Annotated in this window: 20 protein-coding genes and 1 other RNA gene; 9 read left to right on the forward strand and 12 right to left on the reverse strand. The window is 71.3% G+C overall.

The features are described from left to right. Positions 1–8: 8 nt before the first annotated feature. Positions 9–1,631: an MFS transporter gene (locus K318_RS18260; RefSeq protein ID WP_084499433.1), complete on the reverse strand. Its 1,623-nt coding sequence runs from the start codon at positions 1,629–1,631 to the stop codon at positions 9–11. Positions 1,632–1,741: 110 nt separating this feature from the next. Here K318_RS18260 and K318_RS24080 point away from each other — a divergent pair, with 110 nt between their 5' ends. Beyond that, a complete protein-coding gene (locus K318_RS24080) occupies positions 1,742–2,428 on the forward strand; it encodes a TetR/AcrR family transcriptional regulator (RefSeq protein ID WP_211233247.1) in 687 nt (228 codons plus the stop codon). Between the two features lie 206 nt (positions 2,429–2,634). Here the strand turns inward: K318_RS24080 and adhP are convergent, their stop codons facing one another. The 11 genes from adhP to K318_RS0100340 all read right to left on the reverse strand — a co-directional run bounded on the left by adhP (position 2,635) and on the right by K318_RS0100340 (position 14,107). Then, the gene (gene adhP / locus K318_RS0100295) at positions 2,635–3,654 is read right to left on the reverse strand and encodes an alcohol dehydrogenase AdhP (protein WP_029087986.1); all 1,020 of its coding nucleotides are present in this window, start codon (positions 3,652–3,654) and stop codon (positions 2,635–2,637) included. Positions 3,655–3,788: 134 nt separating this feature from the next. Then, on the reverse strand, positions 3,789–5,312 hold the full coding sequence (gene exaC, locus K318_RS0100300) for an acetaldehyde dehydrogenase ExaC (RefSeq protein ID WP_029087987.1): 1,524 nt from the start codon (positions 5,310–5,312) through the stop codon (positions 3,789–3,791). Positions 5,313–5,532: 220 nt separating this feature from the next. Continuing rightward, positions 5,533–7,029, reverse strand: coding sequence for a GAF domain-containing protein (locus tag K318_RS18270; RefSeq protein WP_051297278.1), 1,497 nt, complete (start codon positions 7,027–7,029; stop codon positions 5,533–5,535). Positions 7,030–7,219: 190 nt separating this feature from the next. Beyond that, positions 7,220–7,595, reverse strand: a transfer-messenger RNA (tmRNA) gene (gene ssrA / locus K318_RS24085). Positions 7,596–7,766: 171 nt separating this feature from the next. Beyond that, entirely contained in the window at positions 7,767–8,237 is a 471-nt protein-coding gene (smpB, locus tag K318_RS0100310; RefSeq protein WP_029087988.1) for an SsrA-binding protein SmpB, read from the reverse strand. A gap of 46 nt (positions 8,238–8,283) precedes the next feature. Next, entirely contained in the window at positions 8,284–9,546 is a 1,263-nt protein-coding gene (locus tag K318_RS0100315) for a peptidoglycan DD-metalloendopeptidase family protein (protein ID WP_029087989.1), read from the reverse strand. A 6-nt stretch (positions 9,547–9,552) separates the two neighbouring features. Continuing rightward, entirely contained in the window at positions 9,553–10,467 is a 915-nt protein-coding gene (gene ftsX / locus K318_RS0100320; protein WP_029087990.1) for a permease-like cell division protein FtsX, read from the reverse strand. Further along, positions 10,464–11,159, reverse strand: a complete 696-nt coding sequence (gene ftsE / locus K318_RS0100325) for a cell division ATP-binding protein FtsE (protein ID WP_029087991.1) — start codon at positions 11,157–11,159, stop codon at positions 10,464–10,466. Before ftsE ends, ftsX begins: the two co-directional genes overlap by 4 nt. Positions 11,160–11,168: 9 nt before the next feature. Beyond that, on the reverse strand, positions 11,169–12,293 hold the full coding sequence (gene prfB / locus K318_RS0100330; RefSeq protein WP_029087992.1) for a peptide chain release factor 2: 1,125 nt from the start codon (positions 12,291–12,293) through the stop codon (positions 11,169–11,171). 96 nt (positions 12,294–12,389) lie between these two features. Next, on the reverse strand, positions 12,390–13,055 hold the full coding sequence (locus K318_RS25335; RefSeq protein WP_051297279.1) for a carboxymuconolactone decarboxylase family protein: 666 nt from the start codon (positions 13,053–13,055) through the stop codon (positions 12,390–12,392). A gap of 134 nt (positions 13,056–13,189) precedes the next feature. Beyond that, positions 13,190–14,107: an amidohydrolase family protein gene (locus tag K318_RS0100340; RefSeq protein ID WP_029087993.1), complete on the reverse strand. Its 918-nt coding sequence runs from the start codon at positions 14,105–14,107 to the stop codon at positions 13,190–13,192. Positions 14,108–14,327: 220 nt separating this feature from the next. Here K318_RS0100340 and K318_RS0100345 point away from each other — a divergent pair, with 220 nt between their 5' ends. The 8 genes from K318_RS0100345 (at position 14,328) to K318_RS0100380 (ending at position 23,718) form a co-directional block, all read left to right on the forward strand. Beyond that, positions 14,328–15,554, forward strand: a complete 1,227-nt coding sequence (locus K318_RS0100345; RefSeq protein ID WP_029087994.1) for a TadA family conjugal transfer-associated ATPase — start codon at positions 14,328–14,330, stop codon at positions 15,552–15,554. Then, positions 15,551–16,423, forward strand: coding sequence for a type II secretion system F family protein (locus K318_RS0100350; RefSeq protein WP_029087995.1), 873 nt, complete (start codon positions 15,551–15,553; stop codon positions 16,421–16,423). Before K318_RS0100345 ends, K318_RS0100350 begins: the two co-directional genes overlap by 4 nt. Next, positions 16,420–17,442 (forward strand): type II secretion system F family protein, encoded by a 1,023-nt coding sequence (locus K318_RS0100355; RefSeq protein WP_084499435.1) that lies wholly within the window; start codon positions 16,420–16,422, stop codon positions 17,440–17,442. The genes K318_RS0100350 and K318_RS0100355 overlap by 4 nt, the downstream gene beginning before the upstream one ends. A gap of 86 nt (positions 17,443–17,528) precedes the next feature. Continuing rightward, the gene (locus tag K318_RS0100360) at positions 17,529–17,774 is read left to right on the forward strand and encodes a hypothetical protein (RefSeq protein WP_425393428.1); all 246 of its coding nucleotides are present in this window, start codon (positions 17,529–17,531) and stop codon (positions 17,772–17,774) included. A gap of 10 nt (positions 17,775–17,784) precedes the next feature. Further along, positions 17,785–18,186, forward strand: coding sequence for a TadE family protein (locus K318_RS18280; protein ID WP_035280125.1), 402 nt, complete (start codon positions 17,785–17,787; stop codon positions 18,184–18,186). A 173-nt stretch (positions 18,187–18,359) separates the two neighbouring features. Further along, positions 18,360–18,695 carry a hypothetical protein gene (locus tag K318_RS0100370; RefSeq protein WP_245579717.1) on the forward strand — a complete coding sequence of 112 codons (336 nt, stop codon included), beginning with the start codon at positions 18,360–18,362 and terminating at the stop codon, positions 18,693–18,695. A 5-nt stretch (positions 18,696–18,700) separates the two neighbouring features. Further along, entirely contained in the window at positions 18,701–19,210 is a 510-nt protein-coding gene (locus tag K318_RS24905; RefSeq protein WP_281170668.1) for a pilus assembly protein TadG-related protein, read from the forward strand. 260 nt (positions 19,211–19,470) lie between these two features. Beyond that, the gene (locus tag K318_RS0100380) at positions 19,471–23,718 is read left to right on the forward strand and encodes an FtsK/SpoIIIE domain-containing protein (protein ID WP_156913725.1); all 4,248 of its coding nucleotides are present in this window, start codon (positions 19,471–19,473) and stop codon (positions 23,716–23,718) included. The last annotated feature ends 14 nt before the right edge of the window (positions 23,719–23,732 follow it).

A 23,732-nucleotide genomic window follows, 5' to 3' on the forward strand; every position in this document is an offset into this window, starting at 1 on the left:
GCGAAGCGTCAGCTCCCCGCCGGCGGTGCCGGTGCAGGATCCGCGCCCGGTGCGGCCGCGCCGGTGTCCGCGACCGCCCTGCGCAGGGTCACGAGCGCGATCACCGCTGCGACGAGCATGAGCCCGGCCGCGATCGAGGAGGTGATCACCACCCCGGAGTCGAAGGCGTGCGCCGCGGACTCCATGAGGCTGCCGGCCACCTCGGCCGGCAGCCGGGAGGCGACCTCCGCGGCGCCGCCGAGAGTCTCGCCCGCCGCGGCCGCATCGGCCGCACTCAGCTCTGCGGGCGCTTCGAGATGGCTGCGGTAGGCGGCATTGAGCACGCTGCCGAGGACCGCGGTGCCCAGGACCGCGCCCGTCTCATAGGCCGTCTCGGAGATGGCCGAGGCCGCACCCGCCTTCTGCGGCGGGACCGCGGCCAGGATGACGTCGTTGGAGATGGTCTCCGCCGCGCCCACGCCGGCACCGATCACCGCGAAGGCGAGGAGCAGGCCGAGGTCCGAGCCCGCCTGACCGCTGATGAGCACGATGACGTAGCCGACCGCATTGAGCAGCAGACCCGCGGCGACCACGTGCGAGGGCCGGAACACCCGGACGACGCGGACCACGAGCAGACCCGCCGCCACCGTCACCACGAGGCCGGGGAGGAGGAAGAGGCCCGCCTCCATCGGGCTGTGCCCGCTGACCAGCTGCAGGTGCTGCGAGATGAAGTACAGGAAGCCCACGAGCGAGAACACGCTGAGGAGGTTCGCCGTGACCGCACCGCTGAATTGCGGCACCGCGAACAGGCGGACATCGAGCATGGGAGTGGGCCGGCGCAGCTGCCTGCGGACGAAGAGGCTGCCGGAGAACACGCCCACGGCGAGGGCGGCGAGCGCCGCATAGGTGAACCCGTAGTGCGCGATCTCCTTGATCGCCCAGACCAGCGGCGTCATCGTGAGCATGGCGAGGAGGATGCTCACCGGGTCGACCGGACCCGGATGCGGATCCCGGGACTCGGGGATGAGCCACGGACCGAGCACGAGCAGCGGCACGAGCACCGGCACGGCCATGAGGAAGACCGAGCCCCACCAGAAGTGCTCCAGCAGGAAGCCGCCCACGATCGGGCCGAGCGCCGCGCCGCCGGAGAAGCCCGCGGCCCAGATCGCGATCGCGGTCCGGCGCTCCACCGGATCGGAGAAGATGTTGCGGATGAGCGAGAGCGTGGCCGGCATGAGCATCGCACCGAAGAAGCCGAGCGCGGCGCGAGCGGCGATGAGGGCCTCCGGGCTCGTGACGAATGCGGCGATCGCGGAGACCACGGCGAAGCCCAGGGACCCGATGAGCAGCAGCCGGCGCCGTCCGATCCGGTCGCCCAGACTGCCCATGGGCACGAGCAGACCCGCGAGCACGAGCGAGTACACGTCCACGACCCACAGGAGCTGTGTGCCGGTGGGAGTCAGCGTCGCGGAGATCTCCGGCAGCGCGAAGGCGAGCACGGTGTTGTCGACTGCTACGAGCAGCACCGGAAGCATGAGCACCGCGAGCGCAGCCCAGCGGCGCGCCGGGCTGGCGAGGTGAGGCAGAGGCTGCGCAGAGATCGTCTGCTGAGCGCCGTTCCGCCCAGGAGCGGAGGAGGTCTGGCGGGTCATCGTCGTCTTTCCCGAGTGAGGCTGTCCCCGGTCCGGGGCTGATGTCCGGAATCCTACTATACCGTCTGGACGGTTTAGCAAATCAGGGCGGATTCGCTAGGGTTGAGGTCATGTCAGCACGTGAAGCAGTCCTCGACGCGTTCGAGGCGATCCTCATCGGCGACGGCGAGCGCGCCGCGACCATCGAGGCCGTGGCCGCCCGGGCTCAGGTCTCGAAGGGCGGCCTCCTCTATCACTTCGGCTCGAAGAGCGCGCTCATCGACGGCCTCCTGGAGCGCCTGCGCGCCCACGCGGCCGAGGACCTCGCCGCGATGCGGCAGGCCCCGGGCGGACGGGCCGCCTACTACATCTCCACCTCGGTGGCGGAGGACTCCCCCTTCGACCGCACCCTGCTGGCCACGGTGTGCCTCGCCCAGGGCTCTGACGAGCGGGCCCGCGCGGCACTGCAGGAGATCCGGACGGGCTGGCTGCGGGCCATCGACGAGGAGGTCGGGGACTCCGTCGTCTCCAGCGCGATCCTCCTCATGGGCGACGGCCTCTACTACAACGCCTCGCTCACCGGCCCCGGGGCCCCGGGAGGCGGGGCCGCACATCCCCCCGAGCGCTCCTCGACCGGCACCGAACCCGCCGCGGGCCCTGGAGCCTCCGCCGGCACCGGGGCTGCAGGGACTGCCAAGGTCGGGACTGCCGAGGCCGCGGCATCGGGCGCTGAGACGGCGGGGCCCGAGGCGGCGCTCAGCGATGTGGCCGGGCTGCTCAGGGTGGTCGAGACGCTCAGGGCCTCCGCACAGCGCTGAGCCGCCCCCCGGCGGACGCAGCACTGGGCCCGGCAGGAGGCCTTCGCCTCCCACCGGACCCTGGGGTTGGGGCGGACGAACCCCGACTGCAGACGGGTTCGCCGGAGTCCGCCCGCGGTCTGGACGGCTCCCGCACGTGGGCGCTGGACAGCGGATCGTGCCGCCAGCGCCCCTCAGCGGGATGCGGCGTGCGGATGCGCGGCGGGTCAGTATTCGATGACGACCCTGCCGTCGATCTTGCCGTGCCGCATCTCGTCGAGGACCGCGTTCATGTCCTCGAGCGGGCGCTTGTGATAGGTCGGGTGGATGAGTCCGCGCGCATAGAAGTCCAGCGCCTCGACCATGTCCTGCCGGGTGCCCACGATCGAACCGCGGATCGTGAGCCCCTTGAGCACGATGTCGAAGATGGGTGCGGGGAACTCGCCGGGCGGCAGGCCGTTGAAGACGATGGTGCCGCCGCGCCTGGTCATGCCGATCGCCTGCCCGAAGGCAGCAGGGTGCACGGCGGTGACGAGCACGCCGTGCGCGCCGCCGGTGGCCTCCTGGATCTCCGCGGCGGGGTCGCCGCTCATCCCGTTGACCAGCACCTCGGCACCGTGCCTCTTCGCGAGCGCGAGCTTGTCGTCGGCGATGTCCACGGCGGCCACGCGCATTCCCATCGCGACCGCGTACTGGACCGCGATGTGGCCGAGCCCGCCGATGCCGGAGATCACGACCCACTGACCCGGCCGCACCTCGGTCTGCTTGAGGCCCTTGTACACCGTGACCCCGGCGCAGAGGACCGGGGCGATCTCGTACGGATCCGCCCCCTCGGGGACGAGTGCGGCGTGGCGAGCGTCGACGAGCATGTACTCCCCGAAGGAGCCGTCGACGGAATAGCCCCCGTTCTGCTGCTGCTCGCACAGCGTCTCCCAGCCGTCGCGGCAGTGCTCGCACTCACCACAGGAGCTCCACAGCCAGGCGTTGCCGACCATGTCGCCGACCTCGACGTTCGTCACCCCCTCGCCCACGGCCTCGACGATGCCCACGCCCTCGTGGCCGGGAACGAAGGGCGGGCTCGGCCTCACCGGCCAATCCCCTTCGAGGGCGTGGAGGTCGGTGTGGCACACGCCTGTGGATATGAGTCTGACGAGCGCCTGCCCCCTACCGGGCTCGGGCTTCTGATACTGTGTGATCTCGACCTCATGGCCGAACTCGTTGACGACTGCGGCTTTCATTGTGGTCATCTTCGACCCCTTCGCTCATGTGGTTGTCTGGGCCGGTGCCTTCCCAATGCCAGGCGGGGGCACCGGCCTGTTCGCATCCTTCTACCCGGGTGCGGCGTGCGGGTGTCCGCCGGCTGCCCCGGGCCGGCCCTCGCTCAGAAGAAGCCGAGGGCGCTGTCCGAGTAGCTCACCAGCAGGTTCTTGGTCTGCTGGTAGTGGTCGAGCATCATGAGGTGGTTCTCACGCCCGATGCCCGAGGACTTGTAGCCGCCGAATGCGGCGTGTGCCGGATAGGAGTGGTAGTTGTTCACCCACACGCGCCCGGCCTGGATCTGCCGGCCGGCCCGGTAGGCGGTGGTCCCGCTGCGGGTCCAGACGCCGGAGCCGAGGCCGTAGAGGGTGTCGTTGGCGATCCGCATCGCGTCGTCGTAGTCCGTGAAGGATGTCGTCGCCACGACCGGACCGAAGATCTCCTCCTGGAAGAGGCGCATCGAATTGCGGCCCTCGAACACCGTGGGCTTGATGTAGAACCCGCCGGAGAGCTCTCCGCCCAGATCGTTCGGCTCACCGCCGGCGAGCACCTTGGCGCCCTCCTGCCTGCCGATGTCGAGGTAGGAGAGGATCTTCTCGTACTGGTCGTTCGAGGCCTGCGCACCGATCTGAGTGGCCGGGTCGAGCGGATCGCCCTGCACCGTCGCGTTCACGCGCTCGAGCGCATCGCCCAGGAAGGAGTCGTAGATGCTCTGCTGGATGAGCGCGCGGGAGGGGCACGTGCACACCTCGCCCTGGTTGAGGCTGAACATCGCATAGCCCTCGAGCGCCTTGTCGTAGAAGGCGTCCTTCTCCGCGGCCACGTCCTCGAAGAAGATGTTGGGGCTCTTGCCGCCCAGCTCCAGGGTGACGGGGATGATGTTCTGCGAGGCGTACTGCATGATGAGGCGGCCGGTGGTCGTCTCACCCGTGAACGCGATCTTCGCGATGCGCTTGTTCGAGGCCAGCGGCTTGCCCGCCTCGGCGCCGAAGCCGTTGACGACGTTCACGACTCCCGGCGGAATGACGTCCGCGAGCAGCTCGATGAGGACGAGGATCGAGGCGGGCGTCTGCTCCGCCGGCTTGAGGACGACGCAGTTGCCGGCCGCCAGCGCCGGCGCGAGCTTCCACGTCGCCATGAGGATGGGGAAGTTCCACGGGATGATCTGGCCGACCACGCCCAGCGGCTCGTGGAAGTGGTAGGCGACGGTGTCCTCGTCGATCTGCGACAGCCGGCCCTCCTGCGCCCGGATGGCGCCGGCGAAGTACCGGAAGTGGTCGATGGCCAGAGGGATGTCCGCGGCCAGCGGCTCCCGGACGGCCTTGCCGTTGTCCCAGGTCTCCGCGACCGCGAGCTTCTCGAGGTTGGCCTCCATGATGTCCGCGATCCGGTTGAGGACGAGCGCCCGCTCCGCCGCGGAGGTCTTGTTCCATGTGGGGGCGGCCCGATGGGCGGCATCGAGGGCCAGCTCGATGTCGGCCGCGGTGGAGCGCGGCACTTCCGTGAAGACCCTGCCGGTGACGGGGGTGACGTTCTCGAAGTACTGCCCCTCGGCCGGAGGGACCCATTCGCCGCCGATCCAGTTCTCGTACCGCGGCTTGTACTCGACGACGGCTCCGGGGGACCCGGGGTGTGCGTACGCGGTCATGCTCGCATGCCTCCTTCTGCACCTCTTCGTGCCTGGATGGGGTCGTCCGGGGCGGAGCGGGCTGCTTCCCGACCCGCTCCGCCCCGGACCCTGTCACCGCCTGCTGCGGTTCGAGGAAGCGACGGCGGCGCGGATGCCCGCCATCAGCTCGTACCGTCAGCGTAGAGGCCCCGAGGTTGCATGAGCGTTGCGCGCGGGCGGCGGTCTCGGCCCGGCGCCGTCACCCGAGTTCGGCGTCGATCCGCTCGATCTGCGCGACGGCATAGGCGCGGCGCCGGTCCCCTGCCGGCAGGAGGCGGATCGCGAGCATCCAGAGCTCGCGGTCGTACTCGGCGTCCGAGCGCCGGAGGTAGTCCCACAGCACCTCCGCATCGGCACTGTCGGCCACCGTCTCCCGCAGCTCCGCCGCGAGCAGGCTGCGGATGCGCTCGATCTCCGGTGCGGTGGACTCCGGCAGCAGCAGCCCGGAGCACATCCGCACGGCGGTCGCGACATCGCCCGAGCTGAGCGCCCTGCGAGCCGCGCGCGCATCCGTGAGCACACCCGAGCCCGAGGCTCCCCACACCAGCCGATAGGGCCGGGACCCCAGGGTGAGGTCCAGACCCCGGTCGTCATCGGCCGCCCGCTGGACGGCTCGCCGGAGCCTGTGCATCTCCACCCGCACGGACGCGGGCTCGAGCCCCTCCGGGCACAGCATCTCCCCCAGCTGCGGGGCGCCGAGGCCGCCTTCGTGCCAGCACAGCAGGGTGAGGATCTCGGCGTGCCGCAGCCCCAGCGGCACGCTGCGGCCGCCGGGTCCGGAGAACGCCCGCGCACCCGGTCCGGTCACGCGCAACGGCACGGGGACGTCCGGTGCCGCTGCGGGTGCGCTCCCGCCTGCCCGCCACCCGCCGGACGGAGCCGCGGGGTCCGGCAGGGCGTCCGCGAAGGGCTCCCCCGCCTCGGCGCCTCCTGCCGAGGCCTCCGCTGACGGCACCGCTCCGCGGAGGGAGCCCGATGGCGCGTGCGGCTGGACGAGGACTCCAGACGGACGACTCTGCTCCGCGACGGAGCCGTGCACCGGAGATGCCTGGCGCAGGGCCGCGCGAATGCTGGCGGCCGCAGAGGTCAGCAGAGGCAGCGCGAGCGGGGAGACCGCCTCGGGCCCGCCGGTGATGTCGAGGACGCCTATCAGCTCGCCGGAGAGCGGGTCCGCGAGCGGCACGGCCGAGCAGCTCCACTTCTCCACGACGGGCATGAGATGCTCCGCGCCCGCGACCTGGGCGGGCCGCCCGGTGGCGACCACGATGCCGGGGGCGGTCGTGCCCATCGCCTGCTCCGACCAGTCGCCGCCCGGCGCGAAGCCCATCCCCTCGGCGCGCCTGCGCGCCACCGGATCCCCTTCGACGAGGATGAGACGACCGGCCGGATCGGCGAGGGCCACGAGGAGCCCGGTGTCCCGCAGCTGTTCGACGAGAGCGGCACGGATGAGCGGGACGACGGGTGCGAAGCGCGGGGCGGTGAGGAGCTCGCGGACCTGCCTGTCGTCGAGAGCTGCCGGCGCACTGTCCACGCGCGCCGCGGAGAGCGCAGTGCGGGAACGCGTCCACGACAGGGCCACGGAATCACGGACACCGGTGACCGTCTGCTCGGCGTCCAGCGCCTCCTTGGCCCGGCGGACCTCGGACTGATACCCACGGCTGAGGACCTCGTCATGAGAACGGGGCTCTCGGACCATCGCTGTGACTCCCGGTGGCCGCCGGCTGCATCGCCGGATGGTGTGTCGGTCGGCACGGACGCGTCATCGCGGTGCCCTGGTTGAGACGCAGGCTACCCCACCGAGGCAGAAAGGTCACCTCCGCGACGGCAATCGGCGAACGCGAAAAAGCCCGGCAGCTCAGGGTGTGAGCTGCCGGGCTGATTCAGGGACGTGGAGATGGCGGGAATCGAACCCGCGTCCGCCGACTCATCGCTGGGGCTTCTCCGGGCGCAGTCCGTGAACTGGTCTCTTAGGTCCTGGTCACCGCACGAACACGTGATCCAACGGACGGAGTCGAGTGAGAGTCCCGCTGACACCCTCGACATGTGTCAGCAGCAGTGGCTTCCTAGCTGACGCCAGGAACCGGAGCGGAAGCTACCCCGGGCTGACGGATCCGCTCAGCTCGCTGTCAGGCAGCGAGGGCGAAATCGGTGCGAGTCTTGGATTCAGCACCTATTGGTTTGCAGAGGACATTAACGAGTTGACTCTGCATTCTCGGCCCGCTTCACCCGGCTCAACAGCCGGCGTCGAAACCGATCATCCCCTATTCGATTGCCAGGGCCCCGCACTCTGCTGAGATCCGGTGCCCGCACCCCCGAGCGGAACTCGCGCTCCGTTCGGAGGACTCATCGTACACCCCACAACACCCCGCCCGCCAGCCGTATTCCACAGCGGCGCGAATCACGCGGTGCCGGTGGCACGGTGGGAGGGACGCCTCAGAGGTACTGCTTGGACTTGATGGCGCGCTCGGCCTCGCGCTTGTCCTGCTTCTCCCGCAGGGCCTGGCGCTTGTCCCAGTCCTTCTTGCCGCGGGCCAGGGCGATCTCGACCTTGACGCGGGAGCCGTCGAAGTAGAGCTCCAGCGGGATGAGGGTGCGGCCGGACTCCTTGAGCTTGTGCGAGATCTTGAGGATCTCGTCCTTGTGGAGCAGCAGCTTGCGCCTGCGGCGGGCGGCGTGGTTGGTCCACGTCCCCTGCAGGTACTCGGGGATGAAGACGCCCTCGAGCCAGGCCTCGCCCTGGAAGATGAGCGCGAAGCCGTCGGTGAGGTTCGCGCGTCCCTCGCGCAGGGACTTCACCTCGGTCCCGGTGAGGACGAGACCCGCTTCGAAGGTGTCCTCGATGTGGTATTCGTGCAGAGCCTTGCGATTGCGCGCGATCGACTTCCTGCCGGTGTCCTTGGGCACAGCCCCTCCTCTCCGTGGCGACGGACGTTCCAGTCTAGCGCGGCCTTCAGGAGATCCAGTCCATCGGGTCCACATAGGTGCCGTTCTGCATCACCTCGAAGTGCAGATGGCAGCCCGTGGACGAGCCCGTGGTTCCCGCGAGCGCCACCACATCGCCCTGCGAGACCGTCTGGCCCGCGCGGACGACGTTGCGGGTGTTGTGGTTGTACGTCGTCGAGATCGACTGCCCCCTGATCTTCCCGTGGGAGATCACGACGCGGTTGCCGTAGCCGCCCGCGGAACCGGCGGAGACGACCACGCCGTCGCCGGCGGAGTAGACCTCGTTGCCGCACGGGATCCCGAAGTCCGTGCCGGTGTGCAGCTTCCGGGTGCCGGAGATCGGGTGGGTCCGCCAGCCGAAGGGCGAGGTGATCGGATAGCCGGGTGCAGGATTGCGCAGCTCACCGTCGCCGGGGAGCGGGATGCCGTCCCGTTCGGCTTCCTCCTCCCACCTGCGCACCTCGTCGGCGAGGCGGTCCTGCTCCTCCTGCTGCCTGCGCAGCTCGTCCGCCGCCGAGGCCTGGTTGTCCTCGATGGTCTGCGCCGCCCCGTCCTTCTGGGCGATGAGGGCGTCGAGATCCTCCTTGGCCTCGCGCGCCGCACTCTCCGCGGCCTTCTTCTCCAGCAGCACCTCGGCGGCCTCGTCCCGGAGATCGGAGACCTCCTGGGCCGCGGCATCGAGCCGGTCCTGGTTGTTGAGACCGGCCGAGCGCTGCTCGTTCAGCTGTGTGAGCGTACGCTGCTGACCGCGCACCGCGGAGTCCACCCGGCTGAGTCCGTCCAGCCCGTTCTCGCTCTGCGTCATCTCCAGCAGCATCGCGACATCGCTGGTCACACCGGAGTTCTGATACGCGCGGCGGCCCACCTCGACCACGGCGCGCTCGGACTCCTCGATCCTGTCCTCGCTCGCGTCGATCTCCTCGCGGATGTCGTCCTGGGCGTTCTCCGCCGAGGTCAGCCGGGCGGCCAGCTCATCGTCCTTCCGCTGCGCCTCCTCGAGCTCCTCGGCCGCTGCCGCGGCGGCGTCCTCCGCGTCCGGCAGCTGCGCCTCGGCGTCCTCGAGCTCCGCGACCACGCGCGCGAGCTCCTCGCTGAGCCCCTCGTGCTCGGCCTGGAGCTCCTCGACCCGCTCGTCCACCGCGGCCTTCTCCTCGGCCGGGTTCGCCTGTGCGGCGACGGGTGCGAGCAGGACGGCCGCGCACACGGCCGCGACGGTCGCACGCAGGCGCACGCGGGCCCCGGGCGCGGGACGGGAGAAGAGCTGCTTCACGCCGGATCACACCTTCATGTAGCGACGCAGGGTCAGGGCCGAGGACACACCCGCCATCACGATGCCGACGAGGATGAGGCCGGGCGTCACGAGAGCCACGTCCCCCAGCCCCACGAGGCTCACCCCGGCCATGCGGGGCTGCAGCCACCCCGTCACCCCGAAGTGCACGCCCGCACCGAGCACGATCCCGGAGAGCAGGCCGCCGAGTGCGGCGGCGAGGACGCCTTCGAGCACGAAGGGCAGCTGGATGAACAGGTTGGACGCGCCCACAAGCCGCATGATCCCCGTCTCCCGACGACGGGTGAATGCCGAGAGCCGGATGGTGGTCGCGATGAGCACGACAGCGCACACGAGCATGATGACGGCGATGCCCACCGCCACGGCCGTGGCGATGTTGAGGACGCGGAAGAGCTGATCAAGGAGGCGGTTCTGGTCCACGACCTCCTCCACCCCGGGCGTGGCGGAGAAGTACTCCTTGATGATCCCGTACTGCTCCGCGTCGACGAGGCCCACCCGGTAGGACTCCTGCATCTGGTCCTCGGGCACCGTCCCCTCGAGGCTCGTGCCCTCGAACTGCTCCTGGAACAGCCGGTGGGCCGTCGCCCGGTCCTCGAAGTGGACCTCCTCGACGTAGTCGGCGAGGTCCGGGGAGTTCAGCGCGGCCTCGATCTGGGCCTTCTGCTCATCACTGGCCTCGCCCTCGGAGCACGTGGGCGCCTCGGAATCGGCCGGGCACAGGAAGACCGCCACCTGGACCTTGTCGTACCAGTAGTCCTTCATCCCGCCGATCTGCATCTGCAGCAGTGCGGCCGCGCCCACGAACATGAGCGACACGAACGTCACGAGGACGACGGAGACGATGAGCGAGATGTTCCGCCGCAGCCCGGAGAACACCTCGGACATGAGGAAGGAGAACTTCACCGCTTCGCCCCCTCCTGCAGGTAGCCGCCCACCTCGTCGCGGACCATCACGCCCCCGGCGAGCTCGATGACGCGCTTGCCCATGCGGTTGACGATCGAGGCGTCGTGCGTCGCCATGAGCACCGTCGTGCCGAAGCTGTTGATCCGGGTGATGACGTCCATGATGTCCTGGCTCGTGGCCGGGTCGAGGTTGCCGGTGGGCTCGTCCGCGAGCAGGATCCCGGGCTTGTTCACCACCGCTCGCGCGATCGCCACACGCTGCTGCTCACCGCCGGAGAGCTCGTGCGGATAGCGCCGCTGCTTGCCCTCGAGACCCACCGTCTCCAGGACGTCCGGGACGAGGGTGGAGATCGCCGCACGGGACTTGCCGATCACGTGGAGCGCGAACGCGACGTTGTCGAAGACGTTCTTGTTGGGCAGCAGGCGGAAGTCCTGGAACACCGTGCCGATGCCGCGCCGCAGATAGGGCACCTTCCAGGAGGGCATCCGCGCCGTGTGCGTGCCCGCCACCGTGATGCGCCCGCGGGTCGGCACCTCCTCGCGCAGCACCAGCCGGATCACGGTGGACTTCCCCGACCCCGAGGGGCCCACGAGGAAGACGAACTCCCCGGCCTCGGCGGAGAAGGAGAACCCGTCCAGCGCAGGCGTGCCGCGCTGGTCGTACGACTTGGTGACCTGCTCGAACGTGATCACGGGAGCAGATCAGGCCTCGGCCTCGGCGGCGGCCTTCTCCTGTTCCTTGCGCCAGCGGATGCCCGCCTCCAGGAAGCCGTCGATGCTGCCGTCGAACACGGACTGCGGATTGTTGACCTCGTAGCCGGTCCGCAGGTCCTTCACCATCTGATAGGGGTGCGTGACATAGGAGCGCATCTGATCCCCCCAGCTGGCCTTGATGTCACCGGCGAGCTCCTTCTTGTGCGCGGCCTCCTCCTCGCGCTTGAGCTGGAGGAGGCGGGACTGGAGCACGCGCATGGCCGCGGCGCGGTTCTGGATCTGCGACTTCTCGTTCTGCATGCTCACGACCGTGCCCGTGGGGATGTGCGTGATGCGGACGGCGGAGTCCGTCGTGTTGACGGACTGGCCGCCGGGGCCCGAGGAGCGGTAGACGTCGATCTTGAGGTCGTTCTCGTCGATGTCGATGTGATCGGTGGACTCGATGAGCGGCACCACCTCGACGGCGGCGAAGCTCGTCTGCCGCCGCCCCTGGTTGTCGAAGGGGCTGATGCGCACGAGGCGGTGGGTGCCGGCCTCCACGGAGAGCGTGCCGAAGGCGTAGGGGGCGTTGACCTGGATCGTCGCGGACTTCACGCCCGCGCCCTCCGCGTAGGAGGTGTCCAGCTCCTGCACCGAGTACTCGTTGTTCTCCGCCCAGCGCACGTACATGCGGGTGAGCATGAGCGCGAAGTCCGAGGCGTCGTCCCCGCCGGCCCCCGCGCGCACCGTGATGACGGCGCTGCGCTCGTCGTACTCGCCGGAGAGCAGCGTCGAGATCTCCAGCTCTCCCAGCTCGCCCTTGAGCTTCTCGATCTCAGCCTGTGCCTCCGCGATGGCATCGGCGTCGCCCTCGTCCTCGCCCATCGACACGAGCAGCTCGACGTCCTCGATGCGCTGGTCGAACCGGTCGAGCTTCTCCAGCATCGACTGGCGGTGGCTGAGCTTGGAGGTCACCTGCTGCGCGGCCTCGGGGTCGTCCCAGAGGTCAGGAGCGGCGGCGGCCTCCGTCAGCTCGTCGACCTCGCTGCGGAGGACGTCGACGTCCGAGACCTCCCGGATGGAGCGGAAGGTCTGCTGGAGGGATGCGATCTCTGCGGAGAAGTCAATGGCCATAATGCACTCAAGGATACGCGACCGGGCCGGGCGCAGCCGACCGACGCACCGCCGCGCCCCGCGCCGATTGTCGGCCGTTCCGCCGCCCGCCGGGCCTCATTTCTCGTCGTAGAGCTTCATCGCGAGGAAGCCGTGGGTGTAGGCCGCGCCGGCCCGCAGCGCGGCCGCGACCATGACCGCCCGGGCGATGTGCTCCTCACCGGCGCCCGCCGCCTTCGCCTTGCCCACGTGTCCGGCGAGGCAGTAGGGGCACTGGGTCGTCGCCGCCACCGCGATCGCGATGAGCTCACGGGTGAGCACGGACAGCACCTCGTCCTCGGGGTCGAAGACCGCGGCGTCGAAGGCGCCGAAGGCCTCTACCGCTCCCCCGGCCGCCTGCCGCAGGCTCCGCAGGTGCTTCCTGTCGCCGGGCTCGTGGAAGTGCTCGAGGTCAGCGCCCTCCTCGAACGCCTTGAACGCGAGGAAGCCGTGCGTGTAGGCGCCGCCGGCCCGCAGCCCGGAGGCCACGAAGACGGCACGGGCGACCTCCTCGCGCGAGGCCCCGGCCTTCTTCGCGTTCCCCACGTGCACGTCCATGCAGTAGGGGCACTGGGTGGTCGCGGCGACGGCGATCGCGATGAGCTCGCGGGTGCGGAGGTCGAGCACCTCGTCCGCCGGATCGAAGACCTTCGCGTCGAACGCGCCGAAGGCCTTCGCCTGGCTCGGTGCGGCCTGCGCGAGGATCTTGGCGAAGTCGAAGTCACCGGGCTCGTGGTAGTGCATGTTCGCTCCTTCACGTAGGTGTGCGGCGCGGAACCCTCCGCCCGCGGTGCTGTGCGGGTCTGCGATGCGGGAGCGCAGCGGTGCGCGCCCGCAGGCCTGTGCAATGTGCGGTGCCGGGCCTCTGCACGAGCACGCTAACAGCCGCCGCCCAGCAGCACCGCCCCGTTGTCATGGAGGATCGCGGCCTCGACCTCCGCCCCGAGCCCGAGGCCGCGGATCGCCTCGATCTGGTGGACATAGGGGTACGGGATGTTGGGGTAGTCGCTGCCGAGGACCACGCGGCCGTCGAGGGCCAGCTGCGCGAACCGGGGCAGGAGCTCCTCCGGGAAGGGCGCGGTCGCCTCGGTGAAGTCCGTGAAGGTCATGCACGTGTCGAGGCACACGCGCTCGCAGTCCTCGGCCAGCTGCAGGAACTCCGCGTACTCGGGCAGGCCAGAGTGGGCGATGACGAGCCGCAGGCGCGGGAACCGGGCCAGCACCTCGGCGACGGGCTCCATCCCGGTGTGACTGCCCGCCACGGGACCGCTGCCGCAGTGGATGACGACGGGCGCGCCCGCCTCCTGGATCTGGGCCCAGACGGGATCGAGCAGGCGGTCGGCGGGATCGTAGCCGCCCACCTGGACGTGCGCCTTGAACACCGCCGCGCCCGAGGCGAGCGCCCGCTGGGTGCCGGCGCCGGCCTCGGGCTCGGGGTAGAAGGTGGCGGTGTGCGCACAGTCCGGCGTGCGGGCGGCGAAGTCAGCAGCCCAGTCGTTGAGCCAGTCGGCCATGCCGGGCCGGTGCGGGTAGAGCATGGAGGTGAATCGGAGGACGCCGAGCTCGCGGAGCCGGTGCACCCGTTCCCCCTCGTCGAAGCGGTAGGCGATGGGCCAGGGCCGCTTGCCGTTCTCCGCGGCCGCGTCGAAGTACCTCCAGACCTTGTCCAGGACGTTGACCGGCATGAAGTGGGTGTGCACGTCGACGAATCCCGGAATGCCCAGCTCTGCCGTGATCGCACGGAGGCGAGCGGGCTCATCTGCGGGAATGCTGACGGAGGGAGTCTGCGCTGACATGGGGCCAGGATACTGCCCACCCCTTGCGCCGCCAGAAGACCCGACGTATCGAGACGTCCAGCGGCATAAGGGGTGGGCGCCTCGGGGAGGACGCCCAGCCGGTTGTCCACAGCCGCTTTTATCCGCTTTCAGCGCGTTTCGTGCCCTTCTACGTTGGAAGCACTGCCGCCGGCGATGATGCCAGGGAGGCCTGCCGCGGTCCGGGACGGAGGAGTCGAGGGTGGACGCAGCGGAGATCATCGGCGGCGAGGTGCGCGAGCTGGTGCGTGCGCGGGGCATCGACCCCCGGACGGAGCCGGGGCCCACCGCGGAGATCGTCGACGAGGTCATCCGCGCCTACGACGAGCGCACGCTCTCCGGCAGCCTGCCCGTGCTCACCGATTCGGAGGCGGTGCGGCAGGCGGTGCTGGACGGGATCAGCGGATTCGGCGCCATTCAGCGCTACCTCGACGACCCCACGGTGGAAGAGGTGTGGCTGAATGGGCCGCAGGCCGTCTTCGTCTCCCGCCGCGGGGTCTCGGAACTCACCCCCACGGTGCTCACGGAGGCCGAGGTCGCCGAACTCATCGAACGGCTCCTGCGGACCACCGGGCGCCGGGTGGACCTGTCCTCCCCCTTCGTCGATGCAGCGCTGCCGGACGGCTCCCGGCTCCACATCGTGCTGCCGGACATCACACGCCGCCATCCGGCGATCAACATCCGCAAGTTCCTCACCCGCGCCCGCAGCCTCGACTCCCTCGTGGAAGCCGGCTCCCTCACCAGGCAGGCGGCCGGCTTCCTCGACGCCGCCGTCGCCGCGGGTGCCAATATCCTCGTGAGCGGCCAGACCCAGGCGGGGAAGACCACCATGCTCAACGCCCTGTGCGGGGCCGTGCCCGCGCGCGAGCGGGTCGTGACCTGCGAGGAGGTGTTCGAGCTCGCAGTGCCCGCCCGCGACTGGGTCGCACTGCAGTGTCGGCAGGCGAGCCTGGAGGGCACGGGCGAGGTGCCGCTGCGCATCCTCGTCAAGGAGGCCCTGCGCATGCGCCCCGACCGGCTGGTGGTGGGCGAGGTACGCGAGGCCGAGAGCCTGGACATGCTCATCGCGATGAACTCCGGGCTGCCCGCGATGGGTTCCGTGCACGCGAACTCCGCCCGCAGCGCCCTCACCAAGATGTGCACGCTGCCGCTGCTCGCCGGCCCCAACATCTCCGGATCGTTCGTCACGCCCACCGTCGCCTCGTGCATCGACCTCGTCGTCCATCTGCGCCTGCTGCGCGGCGGCGTGCGGCGCGTCCAGGAGATCGCCGCCGTGCCCGGCGGGATCGAGGCCGGGGTCGTGGAGATGGAGACGGTCTTCTGCGCGGACTCCGAGGGCCGGCTCCTCCGCGGCAGCGGCTTCAGCCATCTGGGCGAGCGGATCGCTGCGATCGGCCGCGATGTGACAGCCCTCCTGGAGGCGGCGTGACGAGCACGCTCGCCGCCGTCCTGTGCGGCACAGGGCTTGCCGCAGGGCTGCTGTGCCTGTGGTCGGCCTGCTGGGAGACCCCCGACCGGAGAGCGCGCAGGCCGCGCTTCCTCGTGGAGCTCGAGGACGATCTCGTGGCGGCGGGCTTCCCACGGGTCTCCCCCGGCGGCCTGGCGGCGGCAAGCCTGCTGGCCGCGGTGGTCGTGGGGCTGGTGGGCTTCGCGTTCACGGCCTCCGTGCCGGTCTCGGCGTGCTTCTCGGTCTTCGCCGCCGCAGCACCCCTCCTGGTGGTGCGGCGGCAGGCGCGCGGCCGTGAGGTCGAACGCCGGGTCCTCTGGCCGGACGCCATCGACCATCTGGGCTCGGGGGTCCGCGCGGGCATGTCGCTGCCCGAGGCGATGGCCGCCCTCGCGCACCGGGGCCCGGAGGGTCTGCGCCCCTTCTTCGGCGCCTTCGAGGAGGAGTACCGCGCCACAGGTTCGTTCCGCATGGCCCTCGAGGCGTTCAAACGGGCGAGCGCGGATCCCGTCGCGGACAGGATCGTGGCAGCGCTCGCGGTCACCCGCGATGTGGGCGGCACGGAGCTCGGCACGCTCCTGCGCACGCTCTCCCACTTCCTCCGCGAGGACGCCCGCACCCGGTCCGAGCTCAGGGCCCGGCAGAGCTGGACCGTGACGGGCGCCAGGCTGGCGGTCGGTGCGCCCTGGCTGGTGCTCGCCCTGCTCTCCACGCGCGGCGAGGCCGCAGCAGCATACTCCACGCCGGGCGGGATCGTGCTGCTGCTCACGGGGATGGTCGTCTCACTGGCCGCCTACCGGCTGATGAAGCGGATCGGCAGGCTGCCGGCCGAGCCCAGGGTGCTGCGATGAGCGCGGCAGGGGCCGCGACGCTGCCGGACGCTGCGGCGGCGGACGCGGGGGCCTCGGCGGCCGCCACCGGGCTGTGGGCACACGTGAGCCCGTTCAATCCCGCCCTCGCGATCATCGCGGGGCTCGCACTGGGCCTGTCCCTGGCTTTCGCCTTCGCGTCGCTGCCGATCATGCGCCGGCCCACACTGGAGGACAGGGTCGCCCCGTACCTGCGCGACCAGCCCAGGGTGGCGCGCCTCTACAGCGCGCCCGCCGGTCCGCGCACAGGTCTGCGCGGAATGAGCGCGGACGTCCTGGCCCGCACGGGCGCCTGGCTCGCGGCGCGCATGACCACCGACGCAGCCCTGCTGAGACGGCTCGACCTGCTCGGACCCGCGACGACCGTCGAGCACTTCCGCACCCGTCAGGTGCTGTGCGTGCTCGCGGGCCTGAGCGCGGGTGCGCTGCTGAGTGTCGCCTCGGCGCTCCTCAGGGGCTTCGACCCGTTCGCACTCACTGCCCTCGTCGTCCTCGGCGGGGTGCTGGGCCATATCCTCAACGACTGGTGGCTCTCCCGCGAGGTGCGTGCGCGCGAACGGCGGATCATGGCCGAGTTCCCGACGGTCGCGGAGCTCCTGGCGCTGTCCGTCACAGCTGGCGAGGGAACGATCGACGCGCTCGAGCGGGTGTGCCGTTCGACCACCGGAGAGCTCAGCGAGGAGCTGCGCCGAGCGCTGGCCGAGGTCCGCACCGGCACCCCGCTGGTCGAGGCCCTCGACGCGATGGGCCAGCGGACCCAGAACCCCTCCATCATCCGGTTCGTCGACGGCATCGCTGTGGCCGCCAGCCGGGGCACTCCCCTCGCGGAGGTGCTTCGCGCCCAGGCCGCCGATGTCCGCGAGCACGGCCGTCGCACCCTCATGGAGCTCAGCGGCCGGAAGGAGGTCGGAATGCTCGTGCCGGTGGTGGTCTGCGTGCTGCCCGTCACCGTCCTCTTCGCCGTCTATCCCACACTTGCCGTCCTCGATCTGGGTCCGTGAGCGACCCCCGTCCGCATCCCGGCCTCCGGGCGCCGGAATCCCGGCCTCTTCACCCGTCCACCCCGCCCAGCGAAAGGAGAGCCCCCGTGCTCACCCGATTCCGCCTGCTCGTCCTCTCCGTCCTCCTGACCGGGCGCGCCGCCCTCCTCACCCTGTCCGCACCGAGGCAGCGGGGCAGGCGGCTGACCCGCCCCGACCGCGGCGATGTGCCCGGCTGGGTGCTCATAACCGTCATGTCTGCGGCCCTGGTGGTGGGCCTGTGGGCACTGGCCGGCGAGGCCTTCACCTCCCTGTTCACGGACAGCATCAACAAGGTCCGTCAGGCGGGCTGAGGCCGGCCCCGTGAGACAGCGCGCTCCCGCGACCCGGGCCGATGCGGGCTCCGCCTCCGCGGAGTTCGTGCTCGTGTCCGCGCTCCTCGCGCTCGTGTTCGCCTCCGTCGTCCAGCTGGGGCTCGCGATGCACGTGCGCAACACGGTCGTGGACTCGGCCATCGCCGGTGCCCGGATCGCCGCGGCCGCGGACCGCAGCCACGCGGACGGGGCCGCGCACACCGCCCGCCTCATCCGGGCCGCGGTGAGCGAGCGCTATGCGCGCGACATCACGGTCGCCGAGGCCTCGCACGCCGGCGGAGGCATCGTCACCGTGACCGTCCGCACGCCGGTGCCGGTGCTCGGCCTGCTGAGCCCGGCAGGCACCTGGGAGCTCAGCGGCAGGGCCCTGGCCGAGGACCCGCAGCTGTGAGGCGGCCTCGCCGCAGACCGGGCCGGCCCGCTCGTGTGAGGCCCCGACACGCGCGAGGACGGCCCCGGAACGTACGCCCTCGTCGCTGCGGCGTTCGCCGCAGCGACGAGGGCAGCGCCCCCATCGAGTTCGTCTTCGCCACGACGGTCCTCCTCGTCCCTCTCGTGTACCTGGTGATCGCACTCGCACAGGTGCAGGCCGGTTCCTATGCCGCGCAGTCCACCGCGATCGACGCAGCCCGCACCGCCGCCCGCAGTCCGCATGCGGCGGCGGAGCGGGGACAGGAGCTCGGCGGACTGCATTTCGCCGATCACGGCCTCGAGGACGCGCGGTGGACCCTCGAGCTCACGTGCTCCGCCGACTGCTCACGCGCGGGCTCGCACGTCACAGCGGTCGTGGAGGCCCGCATCCCGATTCCCGGCGTGCCGCGGATCTGGAGCGACGCGCAGATCCCCGGCATCACGGTCCGCTCCCAGCACACGGACGTCGTCGCACCGTGGGAGGAGTGAGACCCGTGAACGAACGGCGACCGGGTCAGGGACCCGAGGCGCGGCACCGACGACAGGACGGGTCCGCCCGGCGGCGAGTCGGTGCGAGCCGGTGTCGCCCGAGGCGTGATCGGGGCTCGATCACTCCGCTCGCGGTGGGCTTCACGACGATCGCCCTCGCCCTCATCCTGCTCGCCGCCGTGATCACGGACATCTGGCTGGCCCACCGCAAGCTGTTCGCGCTCGCAGATTCCGCAGCCCTGGCCGCGGCCGAATCCTTCGACCCCGCAGCCGGCGAGGCGCCCGGAATCGTGCTCACCGACGAGGGCGTCACAGCCGCCGCCCGTGCGTACATCGAGGCTGTGGAGGGATCTTCACGGCTCCGGCCCATCCGCGTCACCGGCGCGAGCCCGGACGGGCTCAGCGCCGAGGTGACCCTCACCGCCGACTACTCCCCCGCCCTGCTCTCCCCGTTCGCGGAGTCCGTGACCACCCTCGAGGCGAGCGCTCTGGTCCGCGGAGCGCTGCGTCTCTGAGTCACACGGACCCGCAGGCCAGTGACGGTGATGTCACTCGAGCGGGTGGGATCGCAGCTCGGGCGGGCTGCGGTGGCGACTGTGCGTCACACACACCGCTGACGAGCGCCCGTCCGTGCGCACACTGCGCTGTGGACGGGCGCGGCTCCGTCCACAGTCCCACGCTCCCTCTTGCTTCGATGCTCTGCCGTGCACACGGTGGGGGCGTGTTCACCTCGCATCTGCACGTGGCTCAGGGCCAGCACGCACACAGTCTGGAAGTGTCCGCTCCCGGCTGGCTTCCCACCGGGTACGTGCTCGCGACCGCGCTCGCCCGGACGCAGGACGGGACGACGCACTCGGACGGGGCGGCATCGGCGGAGGCGAGGGCGCATCCGAATGCCACGGCACCACCGGGTGCGGCGGCACCGCAGGACGAGCTCTGGGCACATCACTGCACGCACCGTCCCGTACACGCCGTCGCGACGGGCCTGCGCCTCCTCCCCCGCTCGGGTGCGCCTGCGGCGGGGAGGGCCGCGCTGGAGGCGGCCTCGGGCCCGGAGTCCGGGTTCTGCATCGAGGTGCCGCCGGGTGAGTGGACCGTGGGCAGGGGCGAGGGGCACGATGTCTGCCTCGCCGATCCCTACCTGTCCCGCGCCGGAGTCCCCCTGGTCAACAGTCCGCGCGGCATCGAGATCGGACCCGGTTCCGGAGACCGCCCGCAGACGGGGAGCGCGCTCCTCGGCGCGACCCTGCTGTGCAGCCGCGGCACGTCTGCGGCGGTGCCTGACGGTGCGGAGCAGGGCACTGAGGAGAGGGCCGACCCGAAGGCCCATCCGGCGGTGTCCCCGCATGCCGAGGATCATGTCTTCGACTGGCCGCTCCCGGCTGCGGTGACGCCCGCCCGGCCTCCTTCGTGGGTGCTGTTCGCGGTGCCCCTCCTCATCGGCCTCGTGCTCGTGCTGGTCACCCGCATGTGGTGGTTCCTGCTCTTCAGCCTCGCGGGTCCGCTCACCGCACTCATCAGCGCCCGTCTCGAACGCAGACGGGTGGCCGCCGAGACCGCCGCAGAGGACGCACGAGTGCAGGCGGAGGCCGTGCGCACGGCAGAGGCGCTCGCGGCGGCCCTGCTCGCCTTCCGCCGCCGGTTGCTCGGGGATGCGCCGCCGCCGGGGACGATCGTCCTGGGCTACGGCCGCTGTGTGGCCCCGGTCGGAGTGCGGCTGCCCCCGGATTCTGCGGACGCCTCCGCGGTGCGGACGCAGCTCCCTCCTCATGTGCGCATGGGCGCTGTCGCCCATCTTCTCTGCGAGGACGTCCCCCTCCTCGTGCCGGTGCGCACCCGTGTGGAGGTCGGCGGTGAGACGCGCTCGGTGGAGGCGGTGGTCCGCGCACTGCTCGGCGGGCTCGCCGATGCGGGAATCGGCTGCCCGCCCCTCCCCGGCATGCCGGAGGTCGCCTGGACGTGCGGGGCCGCTGGCCTGGACGACGACAGCAGTGCGGCGCGAGGGGAAGCACAGCCGCTGAGAGCCGTCGTGGAGCTCGCACCCGATGCGGCCGAGGGATCGCTCCGGGCACGGGTGGGGGTCGTGGACGGTGCCCGGAGCACTGCGGAGACCGGGTTCGCTCCCTCACCCGAGGACGCACGCGGGGAGCTCCGCGTCATCCTCCGTCTCCGCGGGGGCGCGGGCCTCGCCGAGGCGCGCTTCCCCGCACCGGGTCTCCTCCGCAGAACACTGGAATCCTCCCGGAATGCGGGGACCCGCGAACTGTGGACCACGTGCGGTCTGCCGCTGAGCGGGACCCTCGCGGTGCACTCGCACACCGCCGCCTCGCACGTGCGCCTCCTGCGCACTCGTCTTCTGAGCGCGGGGGAACGGCCGCGGCCGGAGATCGCCCGCCTCCCGCCGGAGAGCAGCACCACGACCGAACTGCTGGCCCTCGAGGAGGCGCGTGCCCGGCAGACGGGAGGGACACCTCAGGCCGCCTCGCGCCTGTCCGCCGTGCCCCTGGGCACCGCCTGTCCACGGCCTCTCCCTCCCCGCAGGGCCGGCGGCACACCCGGGAGACCCGCGCGTCCCGATTCCGAGACGGAAGAGGCGCCCGGCGGCGAGGGAGCGGGTCTGGGCCTCGTCCGCGCGGACCTCCTCCGGCACGGACCCCACGCACTCGTCGCCGGCACCACGGGAAGCGGGAAGTCCGTCCTGCTGGAGGCCTGGCTCGAGCTCCTCTGCCGGATGCACACACCGCAGGAGCTCAGCCTCGTGCTGCTGGACTTCAAGGGAGGGGCCGGGCTCGGCCGCTTCGCCTCCGCCCCGCACACCGATGCGCTCGTGACGGATCTCGACGAGGCCGCAGCCCTCCGGGCCGTCCGCAGCATCGGCGCAGAGGTGAAGCGGAGGGAGGAGCTGCTGGCCTCGGCAGGGGCCCAGGACATCGAGGAGTACGCCTCGTGCCGCGGCGCGGTCCCGGAGGCGACCCGTCCGCGCCCCGCCCCCTCCGCTGGCCGCCCGAGTTCGGGTGCGGGTGCCGAGGCGAACATCGCGCTGCCGCCGATGCCGCGTCTCCTCGTGGTCATCGACGAGTTCCACGTGCTCGCAGGTCTGAGCGCGAAGGCCCTCGCCCAGGTGGAGCGCCTCACTGCGCTCGGCCGCTCGCTCGGGATCCATCTGGTGCTCGCGACGCAGCGGCCGGCCGGTGTCGTGACGGCACAGATGCGGGCGAACATCGCACTGCGCATCTGCCTGCGGGTCAGGGACGAGGGGGACTCGCAGGAGGTGCTTGGGGTGCCCGACGCGGCCTGGCTCAGTCCGGCTCTGCCGGGCACCGCTCTGCTCTCCGACGGACTCGGACTGCGGGCGCTCCGCAGCGGTCTGCCCGAGCGCACAGCGGGAGCCTCTCCCCACATCCGCATCCGGGATCTCATGAGCGGCGAGACCGCCGAGGTGCCGGTCGCTTCCGAGACTGTCACGGCATCCGGGACTGTCACGGCCTCCGGGACTGCCACGGCCTCCGGGACTGTCACGGCATCCGCACCACCGGGGCCGTGCCACAGGATCATCGCACCGCCGCTGCCTGTGGTCTTCCGACCGGAAGCGGCGCGGACGACATCTGCCTCCGCCGCCCTGCCGACGGCCCCCGCTGCGGCGCCGGTCGCCCTGCTCGATCTGCCCGATTCCAACCGGCAGGAGGTCTGGAGCGTCAGCGGAAGTTCGGGGACGATCCTCATCTCCGGTGCGCGAGGTCAGGGGTGGAGCACTGCTGCGGAAACACTCGCACTGGCGTTCCGCAGCATCGGAGAGTGCGTGGTGCACATCGCCGCAGCGCGGAACCGACAGCCGCCTCCTGCCGCTCCGGACACCGCAGGCATACCCGCCTCCGGCCCGTGCGTGGACCCGGCGGGCATTCTCCGGCTGACGACAGATGCGGCCTGGGCCCTCGATTTCCTCCTGCGAGAGCTGGAGCGCACACCGCGGCCCTGCCGCATCGTCGTCGACGACTGGGACGAACTGCAGCGCGCCCACGAGGGCACGGGCAGGGCGGAGCGGTTCGAACGCCTCCTGTCCGGAGGGTTCGGCGTGCGCGCCGTGGTGACCGGCACGCGACGGCTCCTCACGCACAGAATCGGGCAGGACGCCGCAACCCGGATCATATTCCCGCCGCACGGCGATCAGGACGCCGTCTACTACGGCCTCGGCGTCGACAGGTTCGCCGGCACCTGGCCGCCCGGCCGCGCCGTCGTCTTGGGAGAGGCCGCCGCGGAGGCCGCGCGTCAGGGAGCGGACGCCCAGCTCGCCCTGTGCGCTCCGTCCTCGCCCGGGAGCACTGCCTGCAGTTCGCGCGGGGCCGCGAGCCACCCTGCTGGGCACCACCCGCTGTGGTCCGCCTTCGCCCCATCCACCGCGCCCTCCACGGCGGAGCCCGCACGAGACCTGGCAGCGCCGGCACAGTCCGCAGCTGAGCCCGCACAGGCATCCGTCCCGGTTCCGGCGCACCCTCCATCCCACGCGCCCGTCCCGATGCCGCGCCCGGTTCCGGCGCGCTCCGCGGTTCCCCACTCCTCAGAGGGCGAGGAGAACCGGCCCGGAGCGAACCAGCCCGGCGAGGTGCGCCTCGGACTCGATCCCTGCGGCCGTCCCGTGCTCTGGCGCCCGCACACGCAGGGGCGGATCCTCGCGGTGCGACTCGCACCGGGCGAGGGCAGGAGCTCCTCTCAGCTCCGCACGCTCATGGAACCGCAAGGGGTCTCCGTGCTCACGGATCTGGACGATCCGGGTCAGCGCAGGCGAATCGATGCCGCTGCCGCAGGAGGAGACTCGGTCTGCCTGGTCCTGGGTCCGACCCGCGGCGCCCGCCCCACACCGTTCGACCGCGGCAACGACCACGGACCCAGCCTGCTGCTCGGCACATGGCGCGAGTCAGGACTGCGCGCGCTGGGGCTGCGCGACCTTCCGCCCATCCCCGCGGAGGCGCATGCGCACTGGTGGCTCACAGATGACGGAGCCCTCCCTGTGAGGCTCGGCCCATGAAGCCGTTGAGACCC

It is taken from the genome of Brevibacterium album DSM 18261 (assembly GCF_000426445.1).
Taxonomy (GTDB): Bacteria; Actinomycetota; Actinomycetes; order Actinomycetales; family Brevibacteriaceae; genus Brevibacterium; species Brevibacterium album.

Coding starts and splice junctions, on each gene's coding strand:
- K318_RS0100340 (WP_029087993.1), bottom strand. CDS start 14,107: ATGTCAGCGCAGACTCCCTCCGTCAGCATTCCCGCAGATGAGCCCGCT.
- K318_RS24080 (WP_211233247.1), top strand. CDS start 1,742: ATGTCAGCACGTGAAGCAGTCCTCGACGCGTTCGAGGCGATCCTCATC.
- adhP (WP_029087986.1), bottom strand. CDS start 3,654: ATGACCACAATGAAAGCCGCAGTCGTCAACGAGTTCGGCCATGAGGTC.
- K318_RS25335 (WP_051297279.1), bottom strand. CDS start 13,055: ATGCACTACCACGAGCCCGGTGACTTCGACTTCGCCAAGATCCTCGCG.
- prfB (WP_029087992.1), bottom strand. CDS start 12,293: ATGGCCATTGACTTCTCCGCAGAGATCGCATCCCTCCAGCAGACCTTC.
- exaC (WP_029087987.1), bottom strand. CDS start 5,312: ATGACCGCGTACGCACACCCCGGGTCCCCCGGAGCCGTCGTCGAGTAC.
- K318_RS18270 (WP_051297278.1), bottom strand. CDS start 7,029: ATGGTCCGAGAGCCCCGTTCTCATGACGAGGTCCTCAGCCGTGGGTAT.
- K318_RS0100355 (WP_084499435.1), top strand. CDS start 16,420: ATGAGCGCGGCAGGGGCCGCGACGCTGCCGGACGCTGCGGCGGCGGAC.
- K318_RS18260 (WP_084499433.1), bottom strand. CDS start 1,631: ATGACCCGCCAGACCTCCTCCGCTCCTGGGCGGAACGGCGCTCAGCAG.